Raw genomic sequence first — 21158 nt, 5'->3', positions numbered from 1 at the left:
GGTATGGGTGGGCGGGTGGGAGAGGGGGTCAGGCCGGGGAGGGCAGGGCCTTGGCCAAGTAGGGGGCCGTGCGGCTGAGGGGGGTGAGGGAGACCTGCCGCGGCGGGCCGCAGGCCACCACGCGGCCACCCCCGGCCCCGCCCCCGGGCCCGAGGTCCACCACCCAGTCCGCCCCGGCCACCACGGCCATGTCGTGCTCGGCGACCACCACGGAGTGCCCCGCGTCGACGAGCTCGTGCAGCCGCCCCACGAGCAGTTCCACATCGGCGGGGTGCAGCCCGGTCGTGGGCTCGTCCAGGAGGTAGAGGGTGTGCCCGCGCCGCGCCCGCTGCAACTCGCTGGCGAGCTTGATGCGCTGCGCCTCGCCCCCGGACAGCTCCGTGGCGGGCTGCCCGAGCCGCAGATAGCCGAGACCGACGTCGATGAGGGTGCCCAGGCTGCGCTGGACGGCGGGCGTGTCGGCGAAGAAGCCTGCGGCGGCCTCGACGGTGAGGTCGAGGACCTCGGCGATGTTCCTGCCGTGGTGGGTGACCTGGAGGGTCTCCGGGTTGTACCGAGCGCCTCCGCAGTCGGGGCAGGGGGCGTACGTACTGGGCAGGAAGAGGAGCTCCACGCTCACGAAACCCTCGCCCTGACAGGTCTCGCACCGCCCGCCCGCCACGTTGAAGGAGAACCGCCCGACGCCGTACCCGCGCTCCCGCGCCGCGTCCGTCGCCGCGAAGACCTTGCGCACGACGTCGAAGAGGCCGGTGTAGGTGGCCAGGTTGGAGCGGGGGGTGCGGCCGATGGGCTTCTGGTCGACGCGCACCAGGCGGCCGACGCCGTCGAGCTCCTCGGTGAGTTCGCCGAGGAGCGTCGACTTGCCGGAGCCGGAGACGCCGGTGACCGCGGTGAACGCGCCGAGGGGGAACTCCACCGTCACGTCACGCAGGTTGTGCCGGGTCACCGGGCCCGCCTTCAGCCAGCCGCGCGGCTCGCGGACCTCCCGCGCCGGGGCGGGCGCACGGCCGAAGAGGTAGCGGGCCGTCGCGGACCCGGGAACGTCGGCGAGCTCCGCCACGGGCCCGCTGTGCAGGATCTCGCCGCCGTGCTCGCCCGCGCGCGGGCCCACGTCCACGAGCCAGTCCGCGTGCCGCATCACGTCGAGGTGGTGCTCCACGACGAACACCGAGTTGCCCGCGGCCTTGAGCCGGTCGAGCACCGTGAGGAGGGACTCGGTGTCCGCCGGATGCAGCCCGGCCGACGGCTCGTCGAGGACGTACACGACGCCGAAGAGCCCGGAGCGCAGCTGGGTCGCGAGGCGCAGGCGCTGGAGTTCGCCGGGGGAGAGCGTCGGCGTGGCGCGGTCGGGGGAGAGGTAGCCGAGGCCCAGTTCGGTGATGGTGTCGATGCGGGACAGGAGGTCGGCGGTGAGGACGCGGGCGGTCTCCGAGCCGCCGGTGTCCCGCAGGCACGCGGCGAGGTCGCTCAGCGGCAGCGCGGCCAGCTCCGCGATCGTGCGGCCCGCGAACGTCACCGCGAGCGCCTCGGGCCGCAGCCTGCTGCCGCCGCACGCCGGGCACGGCTCGCTCGTCAGGAAGCGCTCGGCCTTGGCGCGCAGGGTCGGGCTCTTGGAGTCGGAGAACGTCTTCATGACGTAGCGCCGGGCGCTCATGTACGTGCCCTGGTAGGGGCGTTGGATGCGGCCGGCCTCGCGGACGGGGTGGACCGTCACCACCGGCTGCTCGTCGGTGAACAGGATCCACTCCCGCTCGCCGCGCGGCAGTTCGCGCCAGGGCCGGTCCACGTCGTGGCCGAGCGTGTCGAGGACGTCGCGGAGGTTCTTGCCCTGCCAGGCGCCGGGCCAGGCCGCGATGGCGCCGTCGCGGATGGACAGGGACGGGTCGGGGACGAGGAGCTCCTCCGTGGTGCGGTGCACCCGGCCGAGGCCGTGGCACGCGGGGCACGCCCCGGCGGCCGTGTTCGGCGAGAACGCGTCCGAATCGAGCCGCTCGGCGCCCGCCGGGTAGGCACCGGCGCGCGAGAACAGCATCCGCAGCGAGTTGGACAGCGTCGTGACGGTGCCCACCGAGGAGCGGGAGGTGGGCGCGGCCCTGCGCTGCTGGAGCGAGACGGCGGGCGGCAGGCCGGTGATCTCGCCGACCTTGGGCGCCCCGACCTGGTGGATGAGGCGGCGCGCGTACGGCGCGACGGACTCGAAGTAGCGCCGCTGGGCCTCCGCGTAGATGGTCCCGAAGGCCAGCGAGGACTTCCCGGAGCCGGAGACGCCGGTGAACACGGCGATCACGTCGCGGGGGACGTCCACGTCGACGCCGCGCAGATTGTGCTCGCGGGCGCCCCGTACGCGGACGAACGGATCGTGGTCGTGGGCGCGGGGGCTGGGCATGGGGCGGGCTCCGAACGCGGCGATGGGGCAAACCCCACGATTCTAGGCCGGAGCCGTTCGCGCACCTCGGGCGGTCACCGTCGGCCGGTCCCCGAGGCCCCTGAGTCCCCGGAGTCCCCGGAGTCCCCGGAGGCTCCCGCGGCCCCGGCGAGGCCCGCCACCCGCGCCAGGCGCCGGTAGGAGTCGAGCAGACCCGCGCGGTCGTGCGTACTGGTGGTCACCAGGACCTCCTGGGCGCCGCTGTCCTTGAGCAGCCCCTCCAGGGCGTCGGCGACCTGCTCCTCGGTGCCGTGGATGTGGCCCTGGAGCCCGGACTCGTACAGGTCGCGTTCCTTGCCGGTCATGCCGCCCGTCGCCGCCAGTTCCTGGACGCGCTCGGCGGGCGGCAGCGGCGGGAAGGTGCCGTGGGTGCGGGAGTACGCCATCGACCAGGCCTCCGGCACGAGCAGACGGCGGGCCGCCGCCTCGGTCTCCGCGACGGCGACCGAGCCCGAGACGATCACGTACGGCTCCCGCGCCCACGCCGAGGGCGTGAAGGCCGCGCGGTAGCCGTCGACGGCGCGCAGCATCCTGTCGCGGCCCCGCAGATCGCCGATGACCAGCGGCAGTCCCGCGGCCGCCGCGATGGCGGCGCCCTCGCCGGTGGCCAGGACGTACGCCGGGACGCGCACGCCGTCGGCGGGGTAGGCGCGCACGCCGGTGTCCGACGCGCCGCGGAACCAGTCGAGCAGCTCCGTGAGCTGGGCCGCGAAGTCCTCGGCGGCGTGCTTGTCGCGGCCGAGCGCCTTGCGGACGCCGTCGGTGAACCCGACCGAGCGGCCGAGCCCCATGTCGATCCGGCCGGGGAAGAGCGCCTCCAGGACCCCGAACTGCTCGGCGACCACGAACGGCTGATGGTTCGGCAGCATCACGCCGCCCGTGCCCACCCGGATCGTACGGGTGGCCCCGGCGACGGCCGCCGCGAGCACCGTCGGCGCGGAACCGGCGACTCCGGGCACGCCGTGGTGCTCGGACACCCAGAAGCGGTGGTACCCGAGGGCTTCCAGGTCCTGCGCGAAGCGGACCGTGTCGCGCAGCACCTCGGGGCCCTCGTGCCCCTCGCGGACGCGCGAACGGTCGAGGACGGAGAACCGGGTGGATTCGATCACTGAGCTCACAGACATGTCCAACGCTCGGCGCGGCCGATGATTCCCGCTCCCGCCGGGTCGCCGCGCACTTCGGCGGGTCCGTACGCTGCTCACGTGACGGACGACACCAGACCGCTCGCCGTGTTCGACCTCGACGGCACCCTCGCCGACACCGCGCACCGCCAGCGGTTCCTGGAGCGCGCGCCGCGCGACTGGGACGCGTTCTTCGCGGCGGCGCCGCACGACCCGCCGCTGCCGCGGGGCGTCGCGCTCGCGCGCGAGAGCGCGGGGGAGTGCGAGGTCGTGTACCTCACGGGGCGGCCGGAGCGCTGCCGCGCCGACACCGTGGCGTGGCTCGCCGCGCAGGGGCTGCCCGAGGGGCGGATCTGGATGCGGCGCGACCACGACCGAAGGCCCGCGCGCCGCACCAAGCTGGAGATCCTGCGGCGCCTCGCGCGCGACCGCGAGGTGCGCGTGCTCGTGGACGACGACGCGCTGGTCTGCGACGACGCGGAGCGGGCCGGGTTCACGGTGGTGCGGGCGAACTGGGCGCGGGCGTCGGCCGCGCTCAAGGACGCACAGGAGCGCGAGGGGCGCACCTGAGCCCGCGCCGTGTGAGCCCGCGCCGTGCGGACGTACGGGACGAGGCCCTTGCGGTCAGTCCGCGTCCTCCAGGCGGAAGCCGACCTTCAGGCCCACCTGGAAGTGCTTGATCTGCCCGTCCTCGATGTGGCCGCGCACCTGCGTGACCTCGAACCAGTCCAGGCCGCGCAACGTCTGCGAGGCGCGGGTGATGCCGTTGCGGATGGCCTGGTCGACGCCTTCGTGGGAGGTGCCGACGATCTCGGTGACCCGGTAGGTGTGCTCGGACATGCGGTCCTTCTCCTCTCCGCGGCGGTGCGGCTGCACTCCACGGTAGTGCCGGGGGCCGGCACGGGCCTGTTGACGGCCGGTGCGGCGGGGGACCGATGTGATCGATCGATGGAGGTGCCGTGAGAGACCGATGCGCCCACGCCCCTTGACCGAAGTTGTGGTCCGTACCAAAATTCCCACACACCCGTTCGAGCACCGCTCTTCCCCACGTCGGGCCCCTCCCCCCGTGCTGTCCCACCGCAGAAAGTGACCGACGTGAACGCGCGCCACAGACGCATCTCGCTGTCCCTCGCCCTGACCTTCGCCGCCACCGCCCTGCTGCCCGGCTGCGGCCTCCTGCCCGGCGGTGACGACGACAAGAGCACCGTCACGGTCTGGATGATGCGGGGCAGCGCGTCGGACGCGTTCGTCAAGCGGTTCACCGACGGCTTCGAGAAGGAGCACGACGACATCGACCTGGACATCCGCGTCCAGGAGTGGACGGGGATCGGCCCCAAGGTGCAGAAGGCCCTCAAGAAGGACGACGGGCCCGACGTCATCGAGGTCGGCAACACCCAGGTCGCCCAGTACGTCGACGCGGGCGGCCTGGAGGACCTCACCCTGGAGTCCGCGCGCGACCTCGGCATGGAGGACTGGCTGCCCGGCCTGGGCGAGCCCGGGCGCTACCGGGGCGCCCAGTACGGCGTGCCGTGGTACGCCGCCAACCGCGTCGTCCTCTACAACAAGGACCTGTTCGCCCAGGCCGGGATCAAGCAGCCGCCCAAGACCCGGCAGCAGTGGCTGGACGCCACGGCGCGCCTCGACAACGGCGCCAACCAGGGGATCTACCTCGCGGGACAGGACTGGTACACGCTGTCCGGGTTCATCTGGGACGAGGGCGGCGACCTCGCCAAGGAGAAGGGCGGCGGCTGGAAGGGCGGCCTGCACTCCCCGGCCGCGCTGCGCGGCATGGAGTTCTACAAGCAGCTCCAGGCGCTCGGCGACGGTCCGCAGAACGCGGACGAGGAACACCCGCCGCAGGCCGGGGTGTTCGCCAAGGGCGACGTCGCGCAGATCATCGCGGTGCCCGGCAGCGCCCGCGCCATCGAGGCGAAGAACCCCGGTCTGAAGGGGAAGATCGGCTACTTCCCGATCCCGGGCAAGACCGCGGGCAAGCCCGGCGCGGTCTTCACCGGCGGCTCCGACCTCGTCGTGCGCGAGGGCACGAAGGAGCGCAAGGCGGCCGTCGAGGTCGTCAAGGCGCTCGCGGGCGAGAAGTGGCAGAAGGACCTGGCCCGCACGATGGACTACGTGCCGAACAAGGCGAAGCTCGCCTCCACCGTGTCGGGCGACGCCGGGGTGGCCGCGATGGCGGCCGGGGCCGCGCGCGGCCGGGCCACGCCCAACTCGCCGCGCTGGGCCCTGGTCGAGGCCGACAACCCGATCAAGGCGTACATGTCGAAGGTCCTCGCCGGCGGCGACGCGGCCGCCGAGGCCAAGGCGGCCTCCGGCCGGATCACCGAGACGCTGGACGACCACGCGCGCTGAGTCCGGTCCCGGGGCCCGCCGCCGACGGCGCCGGGCCCCGGGACCGGCCGCGCCTCAGGACGCCGTGCTCAGGGACAGCGCGAAGCGCCCGCGCTCGTCCGTCCACCAGTGCGTCAGCTTCAGGCCCGCCGACGCCAGTTCGGACCGCACGCCGTCCTCGCGGAACTTCGCGGAGACCTCGGTGCGCAGGTCCTCGCCCCGCTCGAAGTCGACCGCCAGGTCCAGGGCGGGGATCTTCACGGTCTGCGTGAGCCGGGACCGCAGCCGCATCTCGATCCACTCCCGGTCGCGGTCCCAGACCGCCACGTGGTTGAACGCCTCGGGGTCGAAGTCCGCGCCCAGCTCGCGGTTCACGACGTGCAGGACGTTCTTGTTGAACGCGGCGGTCACCCCCGCCCCGTCGTCGTACGCGGACACCAGGACCGACTCGTCCTTGACCAGGTCGGTGCCGAGGAGCAGCGAGTCGCCGGGGGAGAGCAGGCCGCGCACCGAGGCGAGGAACGCGGCGCGCTCGGCGGGCAGCAGATTGCCGACGGTGCCGCCGAGGAACGCCACCAGGCGCGGCCCCGGCGTGCCGGGCAGGGCCAGGCCCTGGGTGAAGTCGGCGACGAGCGCGTGTACGCTCAGCGACGGCCGCTCCGCGAGCAGCGTGTTCGCCGCGCCGGTGAGCGCGGACTCGCTGACGTCGACGGGCACGTAGGTGTCCAGGTCCGTCAGCGCGTCGATGAGGTGCCGGGTCTTGTCGGAGGACCCCGAGCCGAGCTCTATCAGCGTGCGCGCGCCGGTGACCTCGGCGATCCGCGCCGACCTGGCGACGAGGATCTCGCGCTCGGCACGCGTCGGGTAGTACTCGGGCAGGGTGGTGATCTCGTCGAACAGGACGCTGCCGCGGGCGTCGTAGAACCACTTGGGCGGGAGCGTCTTCGGTGTGCGGGTCAGGCCGTGCAGGACGTCGGCGCGCAGGGCCGCGCCGGTGGCGTCCTCGGGCAGGGTGCGGGTCAGCAGGAACGGGCTCACGCAGGTGGCTCCTTGAGCGGGGTGAGAAGGACGTCGGTGCGGCTCGCGTGGAGCAGCGTGTGGTCGGGGACCTCCCGCCAGCGCGGGTCTTCGTCGTACGGCTCGGACGCGGCGACGGTGCCGCGCCCCGGCACGGCCAGGTACCAGAGGGTGTCGCCCCAGGCCGTCGCGGCGATCGTCGTGCCGTCGGTGAGCAGCAGGTTCAGGCGCGATCCCGGGGCCGCGTCCGCGACCTCCACGACCGTGTCCGCGAGCGCCTGCGGCAGCGGCTCGCCGCGCCGCAGACGGGCCTGGACGAGTGCCCAGACGAGCGCCGAGTCGCAGCGCGCCTCCAGGGACAGCAGTTCGGCGGGCGGCAGGCCCGCGGCGAGCGGGGCGAGCGAGCCGGGCCAGCCGGACACCGCGCCGTTGTGGCTGAACAGCCAGCGGTCCGCGGCGAACGGTGCCGCCGCTGCCTCCCCGTCCGCGCCCGCCACGGTGGCATCGCGCACGGCGGCGAGCAGCGCCCCCGAGCGCACCACGCGCGCGAGGTCCGCGAACGACTGGTCGCCCCAGATCGGCCCGGCCCGCCGGTAGCGCGCGGGCACCGGGTCGCCGTCGGCGTACCAGCCCACGCCGAAGCCGTCGGCGTTGACCGTGCCGTGCCGCTGGTGCCGGGGCGCCCACGACTGCCGGAAGAGGCTGTGCCCGGGCGCCACGAGCAGCGCGCCCAGGGGCGTGGGCGCGCCCACGTAGGCGAGGTGACGGCACATCAGCCGAGCTCCGCGGCCAGCTCGGCGGCCGTGGCGTCGCGGGCCGTGCGGAAGCCGGAGAAGATCTGCCGCCGCACCGGGTGGTCCCAGTTGCGGAAGGTGCCCCGGCAGGCCACGGCGTCCACGGAGAAGGCCCCGCCGCGCAGGACCTTGTAGTCGCCGCCGAAGAACACCTCCGAGTACTCCCGGTAGGGGAAGGCGACGAACCCCGGATAGGGCAGGAAGTCGCTCGCCGTCCACTCCCACACGTCGCCCATCAACTGCCGTACGCCGAGCGGCGACTCGCCCCCCGGATAGCTGCCCGCGGGTGCCGGGCGCAGATGGCGCTGGCCCAGGTTCGCGTGCCGGGGAGTCGGGTCCTCGTCCCCCCACGGGTAGCGCGTCGAGCGGTCCTCGGCGGGCTTGTGGCGCGCGGCCTTCTCCCACTCGGCCTCGGTGGGCAGGCGCCGCCCCGCCCAGCGCGCGTACGCGTCCGCCTCGTACCAGCTGACGTGCACCACCGGCTCGTCGGCGGGCACCGGCTCGACGTGGCCGAAGCGCCGCCGCAGCCACTGGCCGCCCTCGCGGCGCCAGAACAGCGGCGCCGTGAGCCCGTTCCTGCGGACCGTCTCCCAGCCGCGCTCGTGCCACCAGCGCGGCTCGTCGTACCCGCCGTCGTCGATGAACCGCTGGTACGCGGCGTTCGTCACCGGCGTGGTGTCGAGGAAGAAGGGCGGCACGAGCCGCCGGTGGGCGGGGCGTTCGTTGTCGAGCGCCCACGGCTCGGTGGACGTGCCCATGGTGAACGTGCCGCCGGGCACGAGGACTTCGTCCGGGCCGCCGAAGGCCGGAGCGGGCTCCGGATCGGGGGCGGTGAGCGCCGGGGCGCCCGCGCGCAGCTGATGGGTGATCAGCATGGTCTCGTCGTGCTGCTGCTCGTGCTGCGCGATCATGCCGAAGGCGAAGCCCGCGTCGGTGAGCCCGCGGACCGCCTGCGCGGTGCCCTCCACGAGCGGCGCGCCCCGCTCGAACGGGGTGCCTTCCGTGAACGGCGTGCTCTCCAGGACGTCGAGCGCCCGGCCGCGCACGTCGGCGGCGTAGCGGCGGGCCTCGGCGGGCGCGAGCAGCGGCAGCGAGGGACGGGCGGCGCGCGGATGCTCGAAGGCGTCGTACAGGGAGTCGATCTCGGGCCGCAGCGCGTCGCGGCCGCCGACCGCGCGCAGCAGCCACTGCTCCTCCTGGTTGCCTATGTGGGCGAGGTCCCACACCAGCGGCGACATCAACGGCGAGTGCTGGGCGGTCAGTTCGCCGTCCTCGACGCAGGAGGTGAGCAGGGCGGTGCGCTCGCGCGCGGCGCGGAGCGCGGTGAGCGCGCGCTGCCGCAGCTCCTCGGGCCCGACGGGCACCTCGTGCGGGGCTCCGGTCGTGGAACCGGTCATCGCGGTACGTCCTTCCCGGGGGCGAGCGCCCCTTGTGCGTCGAGTTCGTCGAGGAGGTCGTCCGCGGGGCAGCGGCCGCGGGCGACGTACCGATCGGCGTGCGCCGCGACTGCGGCGACGACCGCGGGCGCCGCCCCGAGCCGGGGCAGCGCGTCCAGGGCCGTGGCGAAGCAGGCCGTCGCCGCCTCGCGCAGCTCCGGGTCCGCGAGGCCGTGGCGCGCCGCGTCCAGCCACAGCGGGCTGTGCGGCGCGGGCGTCGCCCCGGCCCGCTCGGCCAGCGGCTTGACCGTGCGGTACGCCGTCTCGGCGGCCTGCGCGTCGTCGAAGAGCGCCATGGTCACGGCGAGCGGCACCACCCAGCCGTCCGCGCCCGGCTGCGCGTCGACCATGCGCAGCTCCAGGTGCCCGCGCGGTCTGACCGGCGGGAACAGCGTGGTGAGGTGGTAGTCGAGGTCCCCGCGGGTGGGCGGCCGTGGCAGTCCCGAACGCACCCAGGAGCGGAAGCTCAGGCCCTGGGGGACCAGCCACGGCACCCCGTCCGCGGCCCCGGTGCTCTCCGTATCCGTGGCGCGTACGCACATCACCGGCGCGTCCAGGGCGTGCCGGGCCCAGGCCGCCCGCGGCTCCTCGTCGAGCGCGGGCGCGCCCGATCTGCCCGGGTCGATGCCCGCCCACACGGCCTGCCGCGTGGACCGCCAGCCCGTGGCGCGGCCGTCCTGCACCGGCGAGTTGGCGAACGCCGCCACCAGGACCGGGCCGAGCAGATGCGCGAGCCGCCAGCGCCGGGCGAAGCCGAGCGGCCCCGGCTCCGCGTACCCGGCGTCCAGGCAGATCTGCACGGACGCCGTGGAGCACATCATGCGGCGGCCCGCCTCACCCGCGCGGTCGAGCCAGGACTCCATGGCGTCGTAGCGCGGCTCCCGCAGCAGCCGCGTCGGGGCGCGCCACGGATCGGCGCCGAGGCCGGTGAGGGTGAGGTCCAGGGGACGGAGCGTGTCGCGGACGACGGTGAGATCGGCCGTCACGGCCGATACGCACTCCATCAGCGAGGCGGCGGGCAGCGAGCTGAGCTCCAGCTGACCGCCGGGTTCCACGGTGACCGCCGAGTGCAGTGATTCGGTCCGCAGCGCCGCGCGGGCGGCCTGTACGCGGGCGGACGTGACGGGAAGGCGCGGGGAGCGCCGGTCGTGGACGAGCCATTCCAGCTCGACACCGACGGCGGCGGGCGGTCCGTTCTTGAAGCAGATGCCGCGCACCAGGGCCTCGACCTCCGCTTCGGTCACGGCGTCCCGAGGACGCGCGCGACGGTTCGTACAGTCTCCCTCTGGCATGTCGGGGGTCCTCCTGTTCCGGGCGGCCCGGACGTCGCGTCCGGGCAGCGCTCGTAACACCCAAGACCTTGAAGCTATTTCGCACAAGACGGCCCCGGGTGGCCGGAAGGTGCCGTCGCGGTGAACGACGGCCGCGCCGCGCCGTCGGTTCGCGCACCACACGGGGCATTCCTTCCAATAGACCACGCGCGTGCCGTTCCCGCACGGGATGGCCGAAACGGCACGCCCGCCCCCTGGGGGAGCCGCGCCGGTCAGTCGCCGACGGCGGGGTGCTCGACGCGGTACTGCGCCACGAGCTCGTCGAAGACGTCGCTGGTCGGCCCGCCCAGGACGGCCCGGTGCGCGCCGCCCACGAACGACCGCACGCGGTCCGTCACCTCCGCCGCCTTCGCGGCGCTCGCGTAGATGCCGAGCACCAGAGAGCCGTCCCCCACGGTGAAGCCCCAGGGCACCTCACAGGGCCCGTCGTGGTCCTCGACCGGACACAGCAGACGGGCGAGGGGTTCCTGGAGCGCGAGCGCCGCTTCCGTGTCGGCGAAACCGTGGATGTGGATCTCGTAGAGCTGCACGGCTCAGACGGTAGACGGCGCCTTCGCGGGGCGCACGGCATTTTCGGACACCGCCCCTGGCTTCCGCGCGCCCCGGCCGCGCCGGATCCGCCCCCGGCGGCGCGGCTCGCTCAGGGGGCCGCCCGCGTGTCGGCCGGCTCCGGCCAGGACTCGTGCCAGCGCCGGTCGGCCTCCAGCTGGGCCGCCAGGGAGATGAGCAGCGGCTCGCTGCCCGCCGGGCCGAGGAGCTGGGCGCCCACCGGCAGACCGCCCGCGACCCGGCCCGCGGGGACGTTCACCCCCGGCCAGCCGAGCACGTTCCACGGCCACGCGTACGGGCACGCCGCGATCATCGCCTGGTCCGTGCGCCAGCTGCTGAGCTTGGCGAGGGCCCCGACGGGCGGCGGCGGGGTGGCCGTCGTGGGCGCGAGGACCACGTCGTACGTGTCGAAGACGGCGCCCACCCGGCGCTGCAGGGTCACCTCGGCCCGCCGGGAGAGCCGCAGCGGCGCGCCGCCGAGCAGCCGCCCCAGGCGCGCGGCCTCCTTGGTGCGCGGGTCGAGCAGGTCGGGGTCGGGCACCTCGCGCACCCAGTCGGCGACGCCCGCCGTGGCCCGGGGCACGAAGGCAAGACCGATCTGGCCGTAGCGCGGGTTCGCCTCCTCCACGTCGTGCCCGAGCGCCGCCAGACGGTCGGCCAGGTCCACGACCTTGGCCCGCACGAGCGGGTGCAGCCGCTTGGGCGTGGCCGTGAACGGCGTGCGCAGGGAGAGCGCCACGCGCAGCCTGCCCGGCTCACGCCGCGCGGCGTCGGCGGCGCGGATCACGGACGGCTGGTGCGGGTCGTCTTGGTGGTTGCCGCTCGCCGCGTCCAGGAGCAGCGCGGCGTCGGCCACGGTGCGCGCGAGCGGGCCGTTGACGGTGATGCCGTTGAACGCCTCCGGCCACGGCCACGTCGAGATGCGCCCGCGCTGCGGCTTGATCCCCACGAGATGCGTCCACGCGGCCGGGATCCGCACCGAGCCAGCCCCGTCCGAGCCGAGCGCCACCGGCACCAGGCCCGCCGCGACCGCCGCCGCGGAGCCGCCCGACGAACCGCCCGGCGTGTGTCCTGTGTTCCACGGATTGCGGGTGTCGCCGAAGGCGGGCCCCTCAGTGAACGGCCACTGCCCCAGCTCGCACGTGTTGGTCTTGCCGACGACGACCGCGCCCGCCGCCTGCAGCCTGCGCACCGCCTCCGCGTCCCGGGCCTTGGGCGGGAAGTCGCCGGGGCAGCCGAACGCCGTCGGCTCGCCCGCCACGTCCGTGTCGTCCTTCACCGCGATCGGCACCCCGAGCAGCGGGGCGCGCACGCCCGCCGCCAACTGCCGGTCGGCGGCGTCCGCTTCGGCGAGCGCGGCCTCGGCGCGCACCACGCGGAAGGCGTTGAGCGTGGGCTGTGTCGCCAGGATCCGGGTGAGCGTCCGCTCGGCGAGCTCGCGCGCGGACACCTCGCCCGCGCTGAGCGCGCGGACGGTCTCCGCGAGGCCTTCGGAACGGTCGCTGCTCATGTGGGGGCACCTTCGGTCGGGCGGCGCGGCCGCGGTTGCTTACCGCACGGTAGCTTCCGGCGGGCCAACGCGGTATCGGGCAGGCGCAGTTCACTCCCGCCCGCCGCGCGCGCTCCGTGCCGCGGCGGCGCGCGCGAGCGGCGTGGGCCGCCCCGGCCGGGCCGTGCGTGCGCGGCTACGGGCGCACATGACATCCCGCGCTACCAGCGACGATGGCGTGCGCGCCCGTGCCCCGCCGACTGCCCGGCAGCGCCCCCGCGCCCGCCTGGGTGCGCCCCGGGGCCGTCTGGAAGGATTGCCCTCGTCATGGTGCAGATACCGAAGCAGCAGGCCGCGCCGGATCCGGCGCCGACCGCGCCGAGCCCGCCATCCGACCCCGAGCCGCAGGACGCCGCGCAGCGCGTGCCGCACACCGTTCCGACCAGCGCCGACGTCGCGCGCCTCGCGGGCGTCTCGCGCGCCACCGTGAGCTACGTCCTCAACAACACCAGCGCCGTGCGCATCAGCGAGCCCACCCGCCGCCGCGTCCGCGAGGCCGCGAAGGAGCTCGGATACGTTCCGCACGCCGCCGCCCGCAGTCTGCGCGCCGGGCACACCCGCATGGTCCTCATGCCCACGCCGCAGATCCCCGTGGGCCCGCTCTTCAGCCGGTTCTTCAGCGAACTCCAGTGGGCGCTCAGCCGGTTCGACTACACCGTCGTGCAGTACGGCAGCCTCGGCCTGACCGGTGAGGAGGCCGCCCGCGCCTGGGCCGAGCTGCGCCCGGTCGCGGTCCTGGCCCCCGACGCGACCGCGCTCGGCGCCCGCGGCGTCTCCGTCCTCAAGCGCTCCGGCGCCAAGGCGGTCTTCACGCTCGGCCCGCAGCGGGCCGAGGGGGCGCACGCGCTGCTCATGGACCAGCGCCTGGTCGGCCGCAGCGCCGCCGAGCACCTCCTGTCCCGCGGCCGCCGCCGCATAGGCGTGGTGGTCCCCGAGGAGCCCGGGCTCGAAGCCTTCTCGCAGCCGCGCCTCGACGGCGTGCGGGCCGCGGTGCGCGGCGCGGGCGACGGCCAGGTCACCGAGTTGCCGCTGGGCTACGGCGAGGACTCCGCGGCCCGGCTCGCGGGCCGCTGGCGCGCGCTCGGCCTCGACGCCGTGTTCGCGTACAACGACGAGTACGCGATGCTCCTCATGCGCGCCCTCCAGGACGAGGGGATACGCGTCCCGGACGACACCGCCGTGGTCGGCGCCGACGACCTGATGCTCGGGCGGCTGCTGCGGCCGCGCCTGAGCAGCGTCCGCATCGAGCTGCCGTCGGGCCGCGGCCTCGCGGAGCTCGTCGACCGGGTGGTGCGGGAGCCGGGGGCGCGGCCGGAGGTCCACGACGTGCTCGGTGCGAGCGTGGTGCACCGCGAGTCGAGCTGAACCCCCGGCCCGGCGCCCCGGGGATGCGTTACGCCTCCTGCTCCTTGGCCTGCTGCTCCGCGACCGACTTGCGGACCTCGTCCATGTCCAGCTGACGGGCCTGCCCGATCACGTCCTCAAGAGCCGATTCCGGCAGCGCGCCCGGCTGCGCGAACACCGCGACCTGGTCCCGGACGATCATCAGCGTGGGGATCGACTGGATGCCGAAGGCGGCGGCGAGCTCCGGCTGCGCCTCCGTGTCGACCTTGCCGAAGACCAGGTCCGGGTTGGCCTCCGCGGCCTTCTCGTACACCGGCGCGAACTGGCGGCAGGGACCGCACCAGGACGCCCAGAAGTCGATCAGGACGAAGTCGTTCTCCGTCATCGTCTGGTCGAAGTTTTCCTTCGTGAGCTCCACGGTCGTGCTCATGATGAGTCTCTCTTCCTGGTGGGGGCGAAGCCGTCGTGCACAACGGCCGCGGCGGCGGCCGTATTCCGCGCGCGTACCCGTGTGGCCACGCCGCACACCTGGCACCAGACTGGCCTCATGACGCAATCCACGGACGCCACGGGCGAAGCAGCGGACAACACGTACGACGTAGTGGTCATCGGGGCCGGACCGGTCGGGGAGAACGTCGCCGACCGGGCGCGCGCGGCGGGCCTCAGCGCGGCGATCGTGGAGAGCGAGCTGGTCGGCGGCGAGTGCTCGTACTGGGCCTGCATGCCCAGCAAGGCGCTGCTGCGGCCCGTCGTGGCCCGCGCCGACGCCCGCCGCGTGCCGGGCCTGCGGCACCTGGTCGAGGGCGACCTGGACGCGTCCGCCGTCCTCGCCCACCGGGACGCGTACGCCTCGCACTGGAAGGACGACGGCCAGGTCGGCTGGCTCGACTCGATCGGCGTGGACCTGTTCCGGGGCCACGGCCGGCTGGCGGGCACGCGCCGGGTGACCGTGACCGCCGCCGACGGCACCGTCACGGAGCTCGCGGCCCGGCACGCCGTCGCGGTGTGCACCGGCAGCAGGGCCGTCGTCCCCGACCTGCCGGGCGCCGCCGACGCCAAGCCGTGGACCAGCCGCGAGGCGACCAGCGCCGACCACGTGCCGGGCCGCCTGGTCGTGGTCGGCGGCGGCGTGGTCGGCGTGGAGATGGCCACGGTCTGGCAGGCGCTCGGCTCCCGGGTGACGCTGCTGGTGCGGGGCGGGGGCCTGCTGCCCAAGATGGAGCCGTTCGCCGGGGAGCTCGTCGCCGACGCCCTGCGCGAGGCGGGCGCCGAGGTACGGACGGACACCTCGGTCAAGGCGGTGCGCAGGGACGGCGCCACCGTCACCGTCGAGCTCGACGGCGGCGACCGGATCGAGGCCGACGAGGTGCTCTTCGCCACCGGCCGCGCCCCGCGCACCGACGACCTCGGCCTGGACACGGTGGGCCTGGAGGCCGGCGCGTGGCTGTCCGTCGACGACAGCTGCCAGGTCGCCGGCAGCGACTGGCTGTACGCCGTCGGTGACGTGAACCACCGGGCGCTGCTGACCCACCAGGGCAAGTACCAGGCGCGGATCGCGGGCGCCGCGATCGCCGCCCGCGCCCGGCGCGTCCCGATCCTGGAGACCGACCGGTGGGGCGCCCACAGCGCGACCGCCGACCACGACGCCGTCCCGCAGGTCGTCTTCACCGACCCGGAGGCGGCCTCGGCGGGCCTCACCCTCGCCGCCGCCGAGGAGGCGGGCCACCGGGTGCGCGCCGTCGACTACGACCTCGCGTCCGTCGCCGGGTCCGGGCTGTACGCCGACGGGTACCGGGGCCGCGCCCGCATGGTCGTCGACCTGGACCGCGAGGTCCTGCTCGGCGTCACCTTCGTCGGCCCCGGCGTCGGCGAGCTGATCCACTCCGCCACGGTCGCCATCGCGGGCGAGGTCCCCGTCGACCGCCTGTGGCACGCGGTCCCGGCGTACCCGACGATCAGCGAGGTGTGGCTGCGGCTCCTGGAGACCTACCGGGGCTGACGCGGCACCTCACCGAAGAGGGCACGGCCCGGTGGCGGCCGTGCCCTAGGCCCGTCTCCGGGCCGTGCCCTAGGCCCGTCTCCGGGCGGACCGGGAGCGGCGCAGGCCCGTGAGCTCGTCCTCGCCCTTGCCTCCCCACACTCCCGACGTCTGGCCGGAGCTCACCGCGTAGGCGAGACACTCCCGCGCCACCGCGCAGTGCGCACAGATCCGTTTGGCCTCCTCCTGGTCCCGTTCGGCCGGTCCTGAGGCGCCGACGGGGAAGAACAGCTCAGGGTCCTCATCAGCACACGCGGCCCGGCTGATCCAGTCCTGTCGCAGGGGTACCCGTTCCATGCGGCCCCGGGTGCCCGGAGCCGGGGGGACGAAACGGAGGATGTCGCTCAGTCGTCCTCGAGGATCGCCTCCAGATGCCGCAGCGCCGTCGTCACGCGCGCCGGGTCCTGCTGGAAGAACGGGTCGTCGGGCACCGGAAGGGAACCGGCGAGCGCGATGCCGCGGCCGCGCGCCCACGTCGCGTCGTCCGCGCCGATCGCCGCGCGGAACGTGGCGCGGGCCTTCGCGGGCAGGAACATCCACGCCGGGATCAGATCGCACGCGGGGTCGCCCACGGCCAGCGTCCCGAAGTCGATGACGGCGCTCAGCCGCCCGTCGACCGCCAGCAGGTTGCCGGTCGCCAGATCGCCGTGCAGCCACACCGGCGGGCGGTCCCAGGCGGGCGCCGCGAGCGCCTGCTCCCAGACCGCCGTGACCGCGTCCGTGTCGACCGTGCCGTCCAGCTTCGCGATCTTCGCCCGCACCGTGGAGTCGGCGGCGAGCTGCGGATGCTCGGCGCCCACGGGCGCGCCCCGGAAGGCGTTGCTCCACTGCGGCGGCGGCCCGTCCGTCGCGTCGATCCGCTGCAACGCGCGGATGAAACCGGCGAGTTGAACGGCGGCCTCGTGCGGGTCGGCCAGGCCGTCCGTCGTCGCGGGCTCGCCCTCCAGCCAGCGGCAGACCGACCACGGGAACGGATAGCCCGCGCCCGGCTCGCCCTGCGCCAGCGGCTGCGAGACCGCGAGCGGCAGCTGCGGCGCCAGCCACGGAAGCCAGCGCTGCTCGCGCTCGACCTGGCCGGTCCAGCGGGCGTAGCGGGGCAGCCGCAGCGCCATGTCGGCGCCCAGGCGGAAGGTCGCGTTGTCCATGCCCGAGCGCGGCACCGGGGTCACGGGCAGCCGGGCCCACTGCGGGAACTGCGCCGCGAGGAGGCGTCGCACCAGCGGCTCGTCGATGGTCACCGCGACCTCGTCGTCGCTCTGGTCGGTCTCGGCGCGTTCGTCGTACGTCTCGTCGGTACCGCTCGGTGACACGGGGATCCCCTCGGCCGGGCCATGTGCCCGGCGCCTTCGTCGACTTGGTGGAAGGCGACCCATTCCACCCAGCGACGGGATCCGCTGTCCACCGGGTTTCCCGGCGCCCCGCCACCAGGGCGCTGGCGGCGACCGGCGCCCGCTGGGAAACCGATGGTGCCCGGCGCCCGCTAAGAGCCGGTCGCGACCGGTGTCCGCGTCTCGCGCAGCGTACGGTCCGCCCCCGCGGAGCCTCCCGCCGACGGCGCGGGCACCGAGGCGGAGCCCCCGCCGCGGGTGCGCAGCCGCCGCAGCACGCGCCGCGCCCGCGGGGGCAGGACCCGCCGCCAGGACCTCCTGCGGCGCGTGGAGCGCAGCTCGGCGAAGAGCAGTTCGTGCCGGGCCGCGATCGGCTCCGGGTCGTATCGCCGTGCGCTCTCCAGCGCGGCGGCGCCCATCGCGCGCCGCCGCGGCGCGTCCTCGATGAGTTCCAGCAGCGCCTTGGCGAGCGCGGCCTCGTCGCCCGTCGGCACGAGCCGGCCGTCGTGACCGTCGCTGATGATCTCGGCGGGGCCGAGCGGACAGTCGGTGCTCACCACCGGCACGCCGCACCGCATGGCCTCCACCAGCGTCATGCCGAACGACTCGGCGTCGGACGCCGACGCGACCACCGACGCCCGGGCGAACTCCGGCTCGATCGGCGAGCGCACCCCCATCAGCTCCACGTGCCCGCGCAGCCCGAGCTCCTCGACCGCGCGCTCCAGCGGCTCCTTCTGCTGGCCGCCCCCGTAGATCCGAAGGCGCCAGTCGGGGTGCCGCTCCGCGACCGTGGCGAACGCCGCCACCAGCAGGTCGAACCGCTTGCCCGGTACGAGCCGCCCGGCGGCCGCGACGACCTTGGCGGTGCCGTCGGACGGCAGCACCGGCGGCCTCGGCACCATGTTCGGGATGCTCAGGATCCGCACCCCCGGCAGCGGCATCCGTCTGCGGTAGACGTCCGCGTCGGCCTCGGTGGTCGTCACCAGGGCGTCGAGGGAGCGGTAGTGGCGGGCGAGCTGGGCGCGCAGGCGCTTGCTGTGCGCGTCGTGCCGCAGGTGCTCCTGGCCGACGAGCAGCGCGCGGCGCGGGCCGAACCGGGCGAGGTACACATTGATCCCCGGCCGCGTACCGACGATCACGTCCGCGTCGCAGCGCCGCAGATAGGCCGCGACGCGCTCGTCGTGGAGGCGCGTGTACTGGTGGTGGCGCCGCTCCGCCGACGGGAACGCCTCGGCGGGCTCCGCGAACGCCGGATCGAGCGTGTCCGCGCTTCCGGCCCTGACGTCCACCAGCGGTACGAGCCGCACCCGCGGATCGACCTCGAAGCGCGGCCACTCGCGGTGCCGCATCAGCGAGACGATGGTGACGTCGTGGCGCTCGGACAACGCGGACGCGAGATTGAGGGTGGTGCGGATGGTGCCCCCCACGCCGTACACGTTGTGCAGCAGGAACACGACCTTCAGAGCCTTCATGCGGAGCTTTCCCCTCGGCGGTGCTCGACGGATCCGCGCGCGTGGGTCGGGACGCGCGGCGAAAAGACACGGCAGAAACGCAAGCCACCTTCCCGCGCCCGGGTAAGCCGGGATTGCGGCCACGGTGAGAGGACGGTAAGAACGCGGCCCTGCGCCGGCGGAACAGGGGCGGTTGGCAGACTAACGGGATGCCGCACACCGAGCCGTTCAGCAACACGCCGACTGTCGGCGGTCCACCGCACACCGTGCTGCTCGCCGAGGACGACCGCGCCATCCGCAACTCGCTGGAGCGCGCCCTGACGTTGGAGGGCTACCGCGTCACGGCCGTCGCCGACGGCGTCCAGGCGCTCGCGGCCGTGCACCGGCAACCGCCGGACCTGCTCGTCCTGGACGTGATGATGCCGGGCATCGACGGCCTCCAGGTGTGCCGGGTGCTGCGCGCCGAAGGCAGCAGGACACCCGTCCTGATGCTCACCGCCCGGGTGGAGACCGCCGACCGCGTCGCCGGACTCGACGCGGGCGCCGACGACTACGTGGCCAAGCCCTTCGAGGTCGAGGAGGTCTTCGCCCGGCTGCGCGCGCTGCTGCGCCGGGCGGACGGAGCGGCGATACCCGGCGCGGGCGCGGGAAGTGGTGCGGGCACGGACGCGGGCGACGGGCCCGACGGCGTCGTCAGGGCGGGCGGCGGCCTGCACATCGACCCCGGGGCCCGCCGCGCCTGGCGCGGCCCCCGCCAAGTCGAGCTCACCCGCACCGAGTTCGACCTCCTGCACCTCCTGGCCCGCAACGAGGGCATCGTCCTCGACCACGCCACCATCTACGACCGCATCTGGGGCTACGACTTCGGTCCGAACTCCAAGAACCTCGCCGTGTACGTGGGTTATCTGCGCCGCAAGCTCGACGTGCCCGGGGCGCCGCCGCTCATCCACACCGTGCGGGGCGTCGGCTACGTCCTGCGGACGTCATGAGGAGCGGCGCCCGCGTGCCACCGTGCGGCGCCGCGGCGGGCGACCGCGGCGCCGCACGGCGGCCGCGCACCCGGATCGGCACCAGCCTCGGCACGCGGTTCGCCGCCTCCTTCGCCGCGGTCGCCGTCGTCGTCACCCTGCTGGTGGGCTTCCTCAGTTACGACGCGGCGGCCCGCCTCATCCGCCGCGACCAGCACGCGGCCTTCAACGAAGTCGTCGAGGACCTGCGCGAGCAGGTGCGCAGACACCGTCTGAACGTCTCCATCGCCACCGACCTCGACGGCGACGGCGTACGCGACGACCTGCTGCGGCCCACCCGCTTCGACGCCCAGGTCCTCGGCCCCCGGGGCGGGGTCACCGAGCGCGGCAGACGCCGCCTCCCGGTGGGCGACGAGGAGCGCGCGACGGCCGCGCAGGAGCGGTCAGGCGTGGTGACGCGCCGCGACGTCGACCTCGCCCACGGGGACTACTGGCTGGTCACGGTCTCCCTCGGCGACGGCCTCGGCGCCATCCAGGTGGCGCGGGAGTTCAGCGACACCGAGGACCTGCTGCACAGCCTCCAGCGGCGCACGCTGCTCCTCGCCACGCTCGTGGTCCTCGCCGCCGCCCTTGCGGGCTGGTGGCTGGCCCGCCGGATCACCCGGCGCCTGGTGCGGCTCGCGCACGCGGCCGAGGACGTGGCGCAGACCGGCCGCGTCGACCGGCAGGTGCCGGTGGCCGGGAGCGACGAGGTGGGGCGGCTCGGCCGCTCCTTCGACCGCATGCTGGGCCGCCTCGCGCAGGCAGAGGACGACCAGCGGCGGCTCGTCCAGGACGCGGGGCACGAGCTGCGCACGCCGCTCACCTCGCTGCGGACGAACATCGCGGTCCTGCGCCGCATCGACGAACTGGAGCCGTCCGTGCGCACGGAGCTGGTCGTCGACCTGGCCGACGAGTCCCGTGAACTCACCGACCTCGTCAACGAACTCGTCGCCATCGCGGCAGGCCGCCACGACGACGAACCGCCCGTCGACGTCGTCCTCGCCGAGGTCGCCGAAGAGGCCGCGGCGGTGGCGCGCCGCCGCACCGGCCGCGAGATCGTGGTCCACGCGCGCGCCGACGAGCCGGTACGGGCCCGCCCCGCCGCGGTCAAGGGGGCCCTCACCAACCTCTTGGAGAACGCCGCCAAGTTCGACCGCGACGGCACCGCCCCCATCGACCTGGAGGTCTCCGCAGGGCGCGTCGAGGTCCGCGACCGGGGCCCCGGCATCGCGGACACCGACCTCGCCCGGGTCTTCGACCGCTTCTACCGCGCCCCGGCCGCGCGCAGCCTCCCCGGTTCGGGCCTCGGCCTGTCCATCGTCCGCGACGTGGCGACGTCCCACGGCGGCACGGTCTTCGCCAGGCCGAGGCCCGGGGGAGGGGCGGTGGTGGGCTTCACGCTGGGCGAGCCCTGACCCG

General features: G+C 74.8%; 19 protein-coding genes. 6 read left to right on the top strand and 13 right to left on the bottom strand.

Going from position 1 to position 21158, the window contains the following annotated elements; translation table 11 throughout:
• Positions 1-28 precede the first annotated feature (28 nt).
• Positions 29-2386: an ATP-binding cassette domain-containing protein gene (locus tag IG74_RS0114765; RefSeq protein WP_030675757.1), complete on the bottom strand. Its 2358-nt coding sequence runs from the start codon at positions 2384-2386 to the stop codon at positions 29-31.
• Between the two features lie 74 nt (positions 2387-2460).
• Positions 2461-3543 (bottom strand): MsnO8 family LLM class oxidoreductase, encoded by a 1083-nt coding sequence (locus IG74_RS0114760; RefSeq protein WP_078868780.1) that lies wholly within the window; start codon positions 3541-3543, stop codon positions 2461-2463.
• An 84-nt stretch (positions 3544-3627) separates the two neighbouring features.
• On the opposite strand from IG74_RS0114760, the gene IG74_RS0114755 reads away from it, so the two are divergent.
• Positions 3628-4116: a nucleotidase gene (locus IG74_RS0114755; RefSeq protein ID WP_030675751.1), complete on the top strand. Its 489-nt coding sequence runs from the start codon at positions 3628-3630 to the stop codon at positions 4114-4116.
• Positions 4117-4170: 54 nt separating this feature from the next.
• Here the strand turns inward: IG74_RS0114755 and IG74_RS0114750 are convergent, their stop codons facing one another.
• Complete coding sequence (locus IG74_RS0114750; RefSeq protein WP_030675748.1) at positions 4171-4386, bottom strand: dodecin; 216 nt, start codon at positions 4384-4386, stop codon at positions 4171-4173.
• A gap of 246 nt (positions 4387-4632) precedes the next feature.
• On the opposite strand from IG74_RS0114750, the gene IG74_RS0114745 reads away from it, so the two are divergent.
• Complete coding sequence (locus IG74_RS0114745) at positions 4633-5913, top strand: extracellular solute-binding protein (RefSeq protein WP_051854901.1); 1281 nt, start codon at positions 4633-4635, stop codon at positions 5911-5913.
• Positions 5914-5967: 54 nt separating this feature from the next.
• Here the strand turns inward: IG74_RS0114745 and egtD are convergent, their stop codons facing one another.
• From egtD to IG74_RS0114715, 6 genes are all read right to left on the bottom strand, one after another.
• Positions 5968-6930, bottom strand: coding sequence for an L-histidine N(alpha)-methyltransferase (gene egtD / locus IG74_RS0114740; protein WP_030675743.1), 963 nt, complete (start codon positions 6928-6930; stop codon positions 5968-5970).
• Positions 6927-7682 (bottom strand): ergothioneine biosynthesis protein EgtC, encoded by a 756-nt coding sequence (gene egtC / locus IG74_RS0114735; RefSeq protein ID WP_030675741.1) that lies wholly within the window; start codon positions 7680-7682, stop codon positions 6927-6929. The genes egtD and egtC overlap by 4 nt, the downstream gene beginning before the upstream one ends.
• Complete coding sequence (gene egtB / locus IG74_RS0114730; protein WP_030675739.1) at positions 7682-9100, bottom strand: ergothioneine biosynthesis protein EgtB; 1419 nt, start codon at positions 9098-9100, stop codon at positions 7682-7684. Before egtB ends, egtC begins: the two co-directional genes overlap by 1 nt.
• Positions 9097-10431, bottom strand: coding sequence for an ergothioneine biosynthesis glutamate--cysteine ligase EgtA (egtA, locus tag IG74_RS0114725; protein ID WP_051854900.1), 1335 nt, complete (start codon positions 10429-10431; stop codon positions 9097-9099). The genes egtB and egtA overlap by 4 nt, the downstream gene beginning before the upstream one ends.
• A 251-nt stretch (positions 10432-10682) precedes the next feature.
• On the bottom strand, positions 10683-11000 hold the full coding sequence (locus IG74_RS0114720; protein WP_030675736.1) for a hypothetical protein: 318 nt from the start codon (positions 10998-11000) through the stop codon (positions 10683-10685).
• 110 nt (positions 11001-11110) lie between these two features.
• The gene (locus IG74_RS0114715) at positions 11111-12529 is read right to left on the bottom strand and encodes an amidase (RefSeq protein ID WP_030675734.1); all 1419 of its coding nucleotides are present in this window, start codon (positions 12527-12529) and stop codon (positions 11111-11113) included.
• Positions 12530-12835: 306 nt separating this feature from the next.
• Here IG74_RS0114715 and IG74_RS0114710 point away from each other — a divergent pair, with 306 nt between their 5' ends.
• Positions 12836-13933, top strand: coding sequence for a LacI family DNA-binding transcriptional regulator (locus IG74_RS0114710; RefSeq protein WP_030675732.1), 1098 nt, complete (start codon positions 12836-12838; stop codon positions 13931-13933).
• Positions 13934-13961: 28 nt separating this feature from the next.
• Here the strand turns inward: IG74_RS0114710 and trxA are convergent, their stop codons facing one another.
• Positions 13962-14342, bottom strand: coding sequence for a thioredoxin (trxA, locus tag IG74_RS0114705; RefSeq protein ID WP_030675730.1), 381 nt, complete (start codon positions 14340-14342; stop codon positions 13962-13964).
• 117 nt (positions 14343-14459) lie between these two features.
• On the opposite strand from trxA, the gene IG74_RS0114700 reads away from it, so the two are divergent.
• Positions 14460-15911, top strand: coding sequence for a dihydrolipoyl dehydrogenase family protein (locus tag IG74_RS0114700; protein ID WP_030675727.1), 1452 nt, complete (start codon positions 14460-14462; stop codon positions 15909-15911).
• Between the two features lie 69 nt (positions 15912-15980).
• Here IG74_RS0114700 and IG74_RS0114695 read toward each other — a convergent pair whose 3' ends face one another.
• The 3 genes from IG74_RS0114695 to IG74_RS45860 all read right to left on the bottom strand — a co-directional run bounded on the left by IG74_RS0114695 (position 15981) and on the right by IG74_RS45860 (position 18741).
• Complete coding sequence (locus IG74_RS0114695) at positions 15981-16247, bottom strand: WhiB family transcriptional regulator (RefSeq protein ID WP_030675724.1); 267 nt, start codon at positions 16245-16247, stop codon at positions 15981-15983.
• Between the two features lie 47 nt (positions 16248-16294).
• Positions 16295-17260, bottom strand: coding sequence for an aminoglycoside phosphotransferase family protein (locus tag IG74_RS0114690; RefSeq protein ID WP_234334336.1), 966 nt, complete (start codon positions 17258-17260; stop codon positions 16295-16297).
• Positions 17261-17430: 170 nt separating this feature from the next.
• On the bottom strand, positions 17431-18741 hold the full coding sequence (locus IG74_RS45860) for a glycosyltransferase family 4 protein (protein ID WP_051854909.1): 1311 nt from the start codon (positions 18739-18741) through the stop codon (positions 17431-17433).
• A 197-nt stretch (positions 18742-18938) separates the two neighbouring features.
• Here IG74_RS45860 and IG74_RS0114680 point away from each other — a divergent pair, with 197 nt between their 5' ends.
• Positions 18939-19718 (top strand): response regulator transcription factor, encoded by a 780-nt coding sequence (locus tag IG74_RS0114680; protein WP_051854899.1) that lies wholly within the window; start codon positions 18939-18941, stop codon positions 19716-19718.
• Entirely contained in the window at positions 19715-21154 is a 1440-nt protein-coding gene (locus tag IG74_RS0114675) for a sensor histidine kinase (protein WP_051854898.1), read from the top strand. The genes IG74_RS0114680 and IG74_RS0114675 overlap by 4 nt, the downstream gene beginning before the upstream one ends.
• Positions 21155-21158 lie beyond the last annotated feature (4 nt).

This window comes from Streptomyces sp. NRRL B-1347 (assembly GCF_000720325.1).
Lineage (GTDB): Bacteria > Actinomycetota > Actinomycetes > Streptomycetales > Streptomycetaceae > Streptomyces.
The sequence above is the reverse complement of the archived record's forward strand: the minus strand, read 5'-3'. Positions and strand labels throughout refer to the sequence as shown.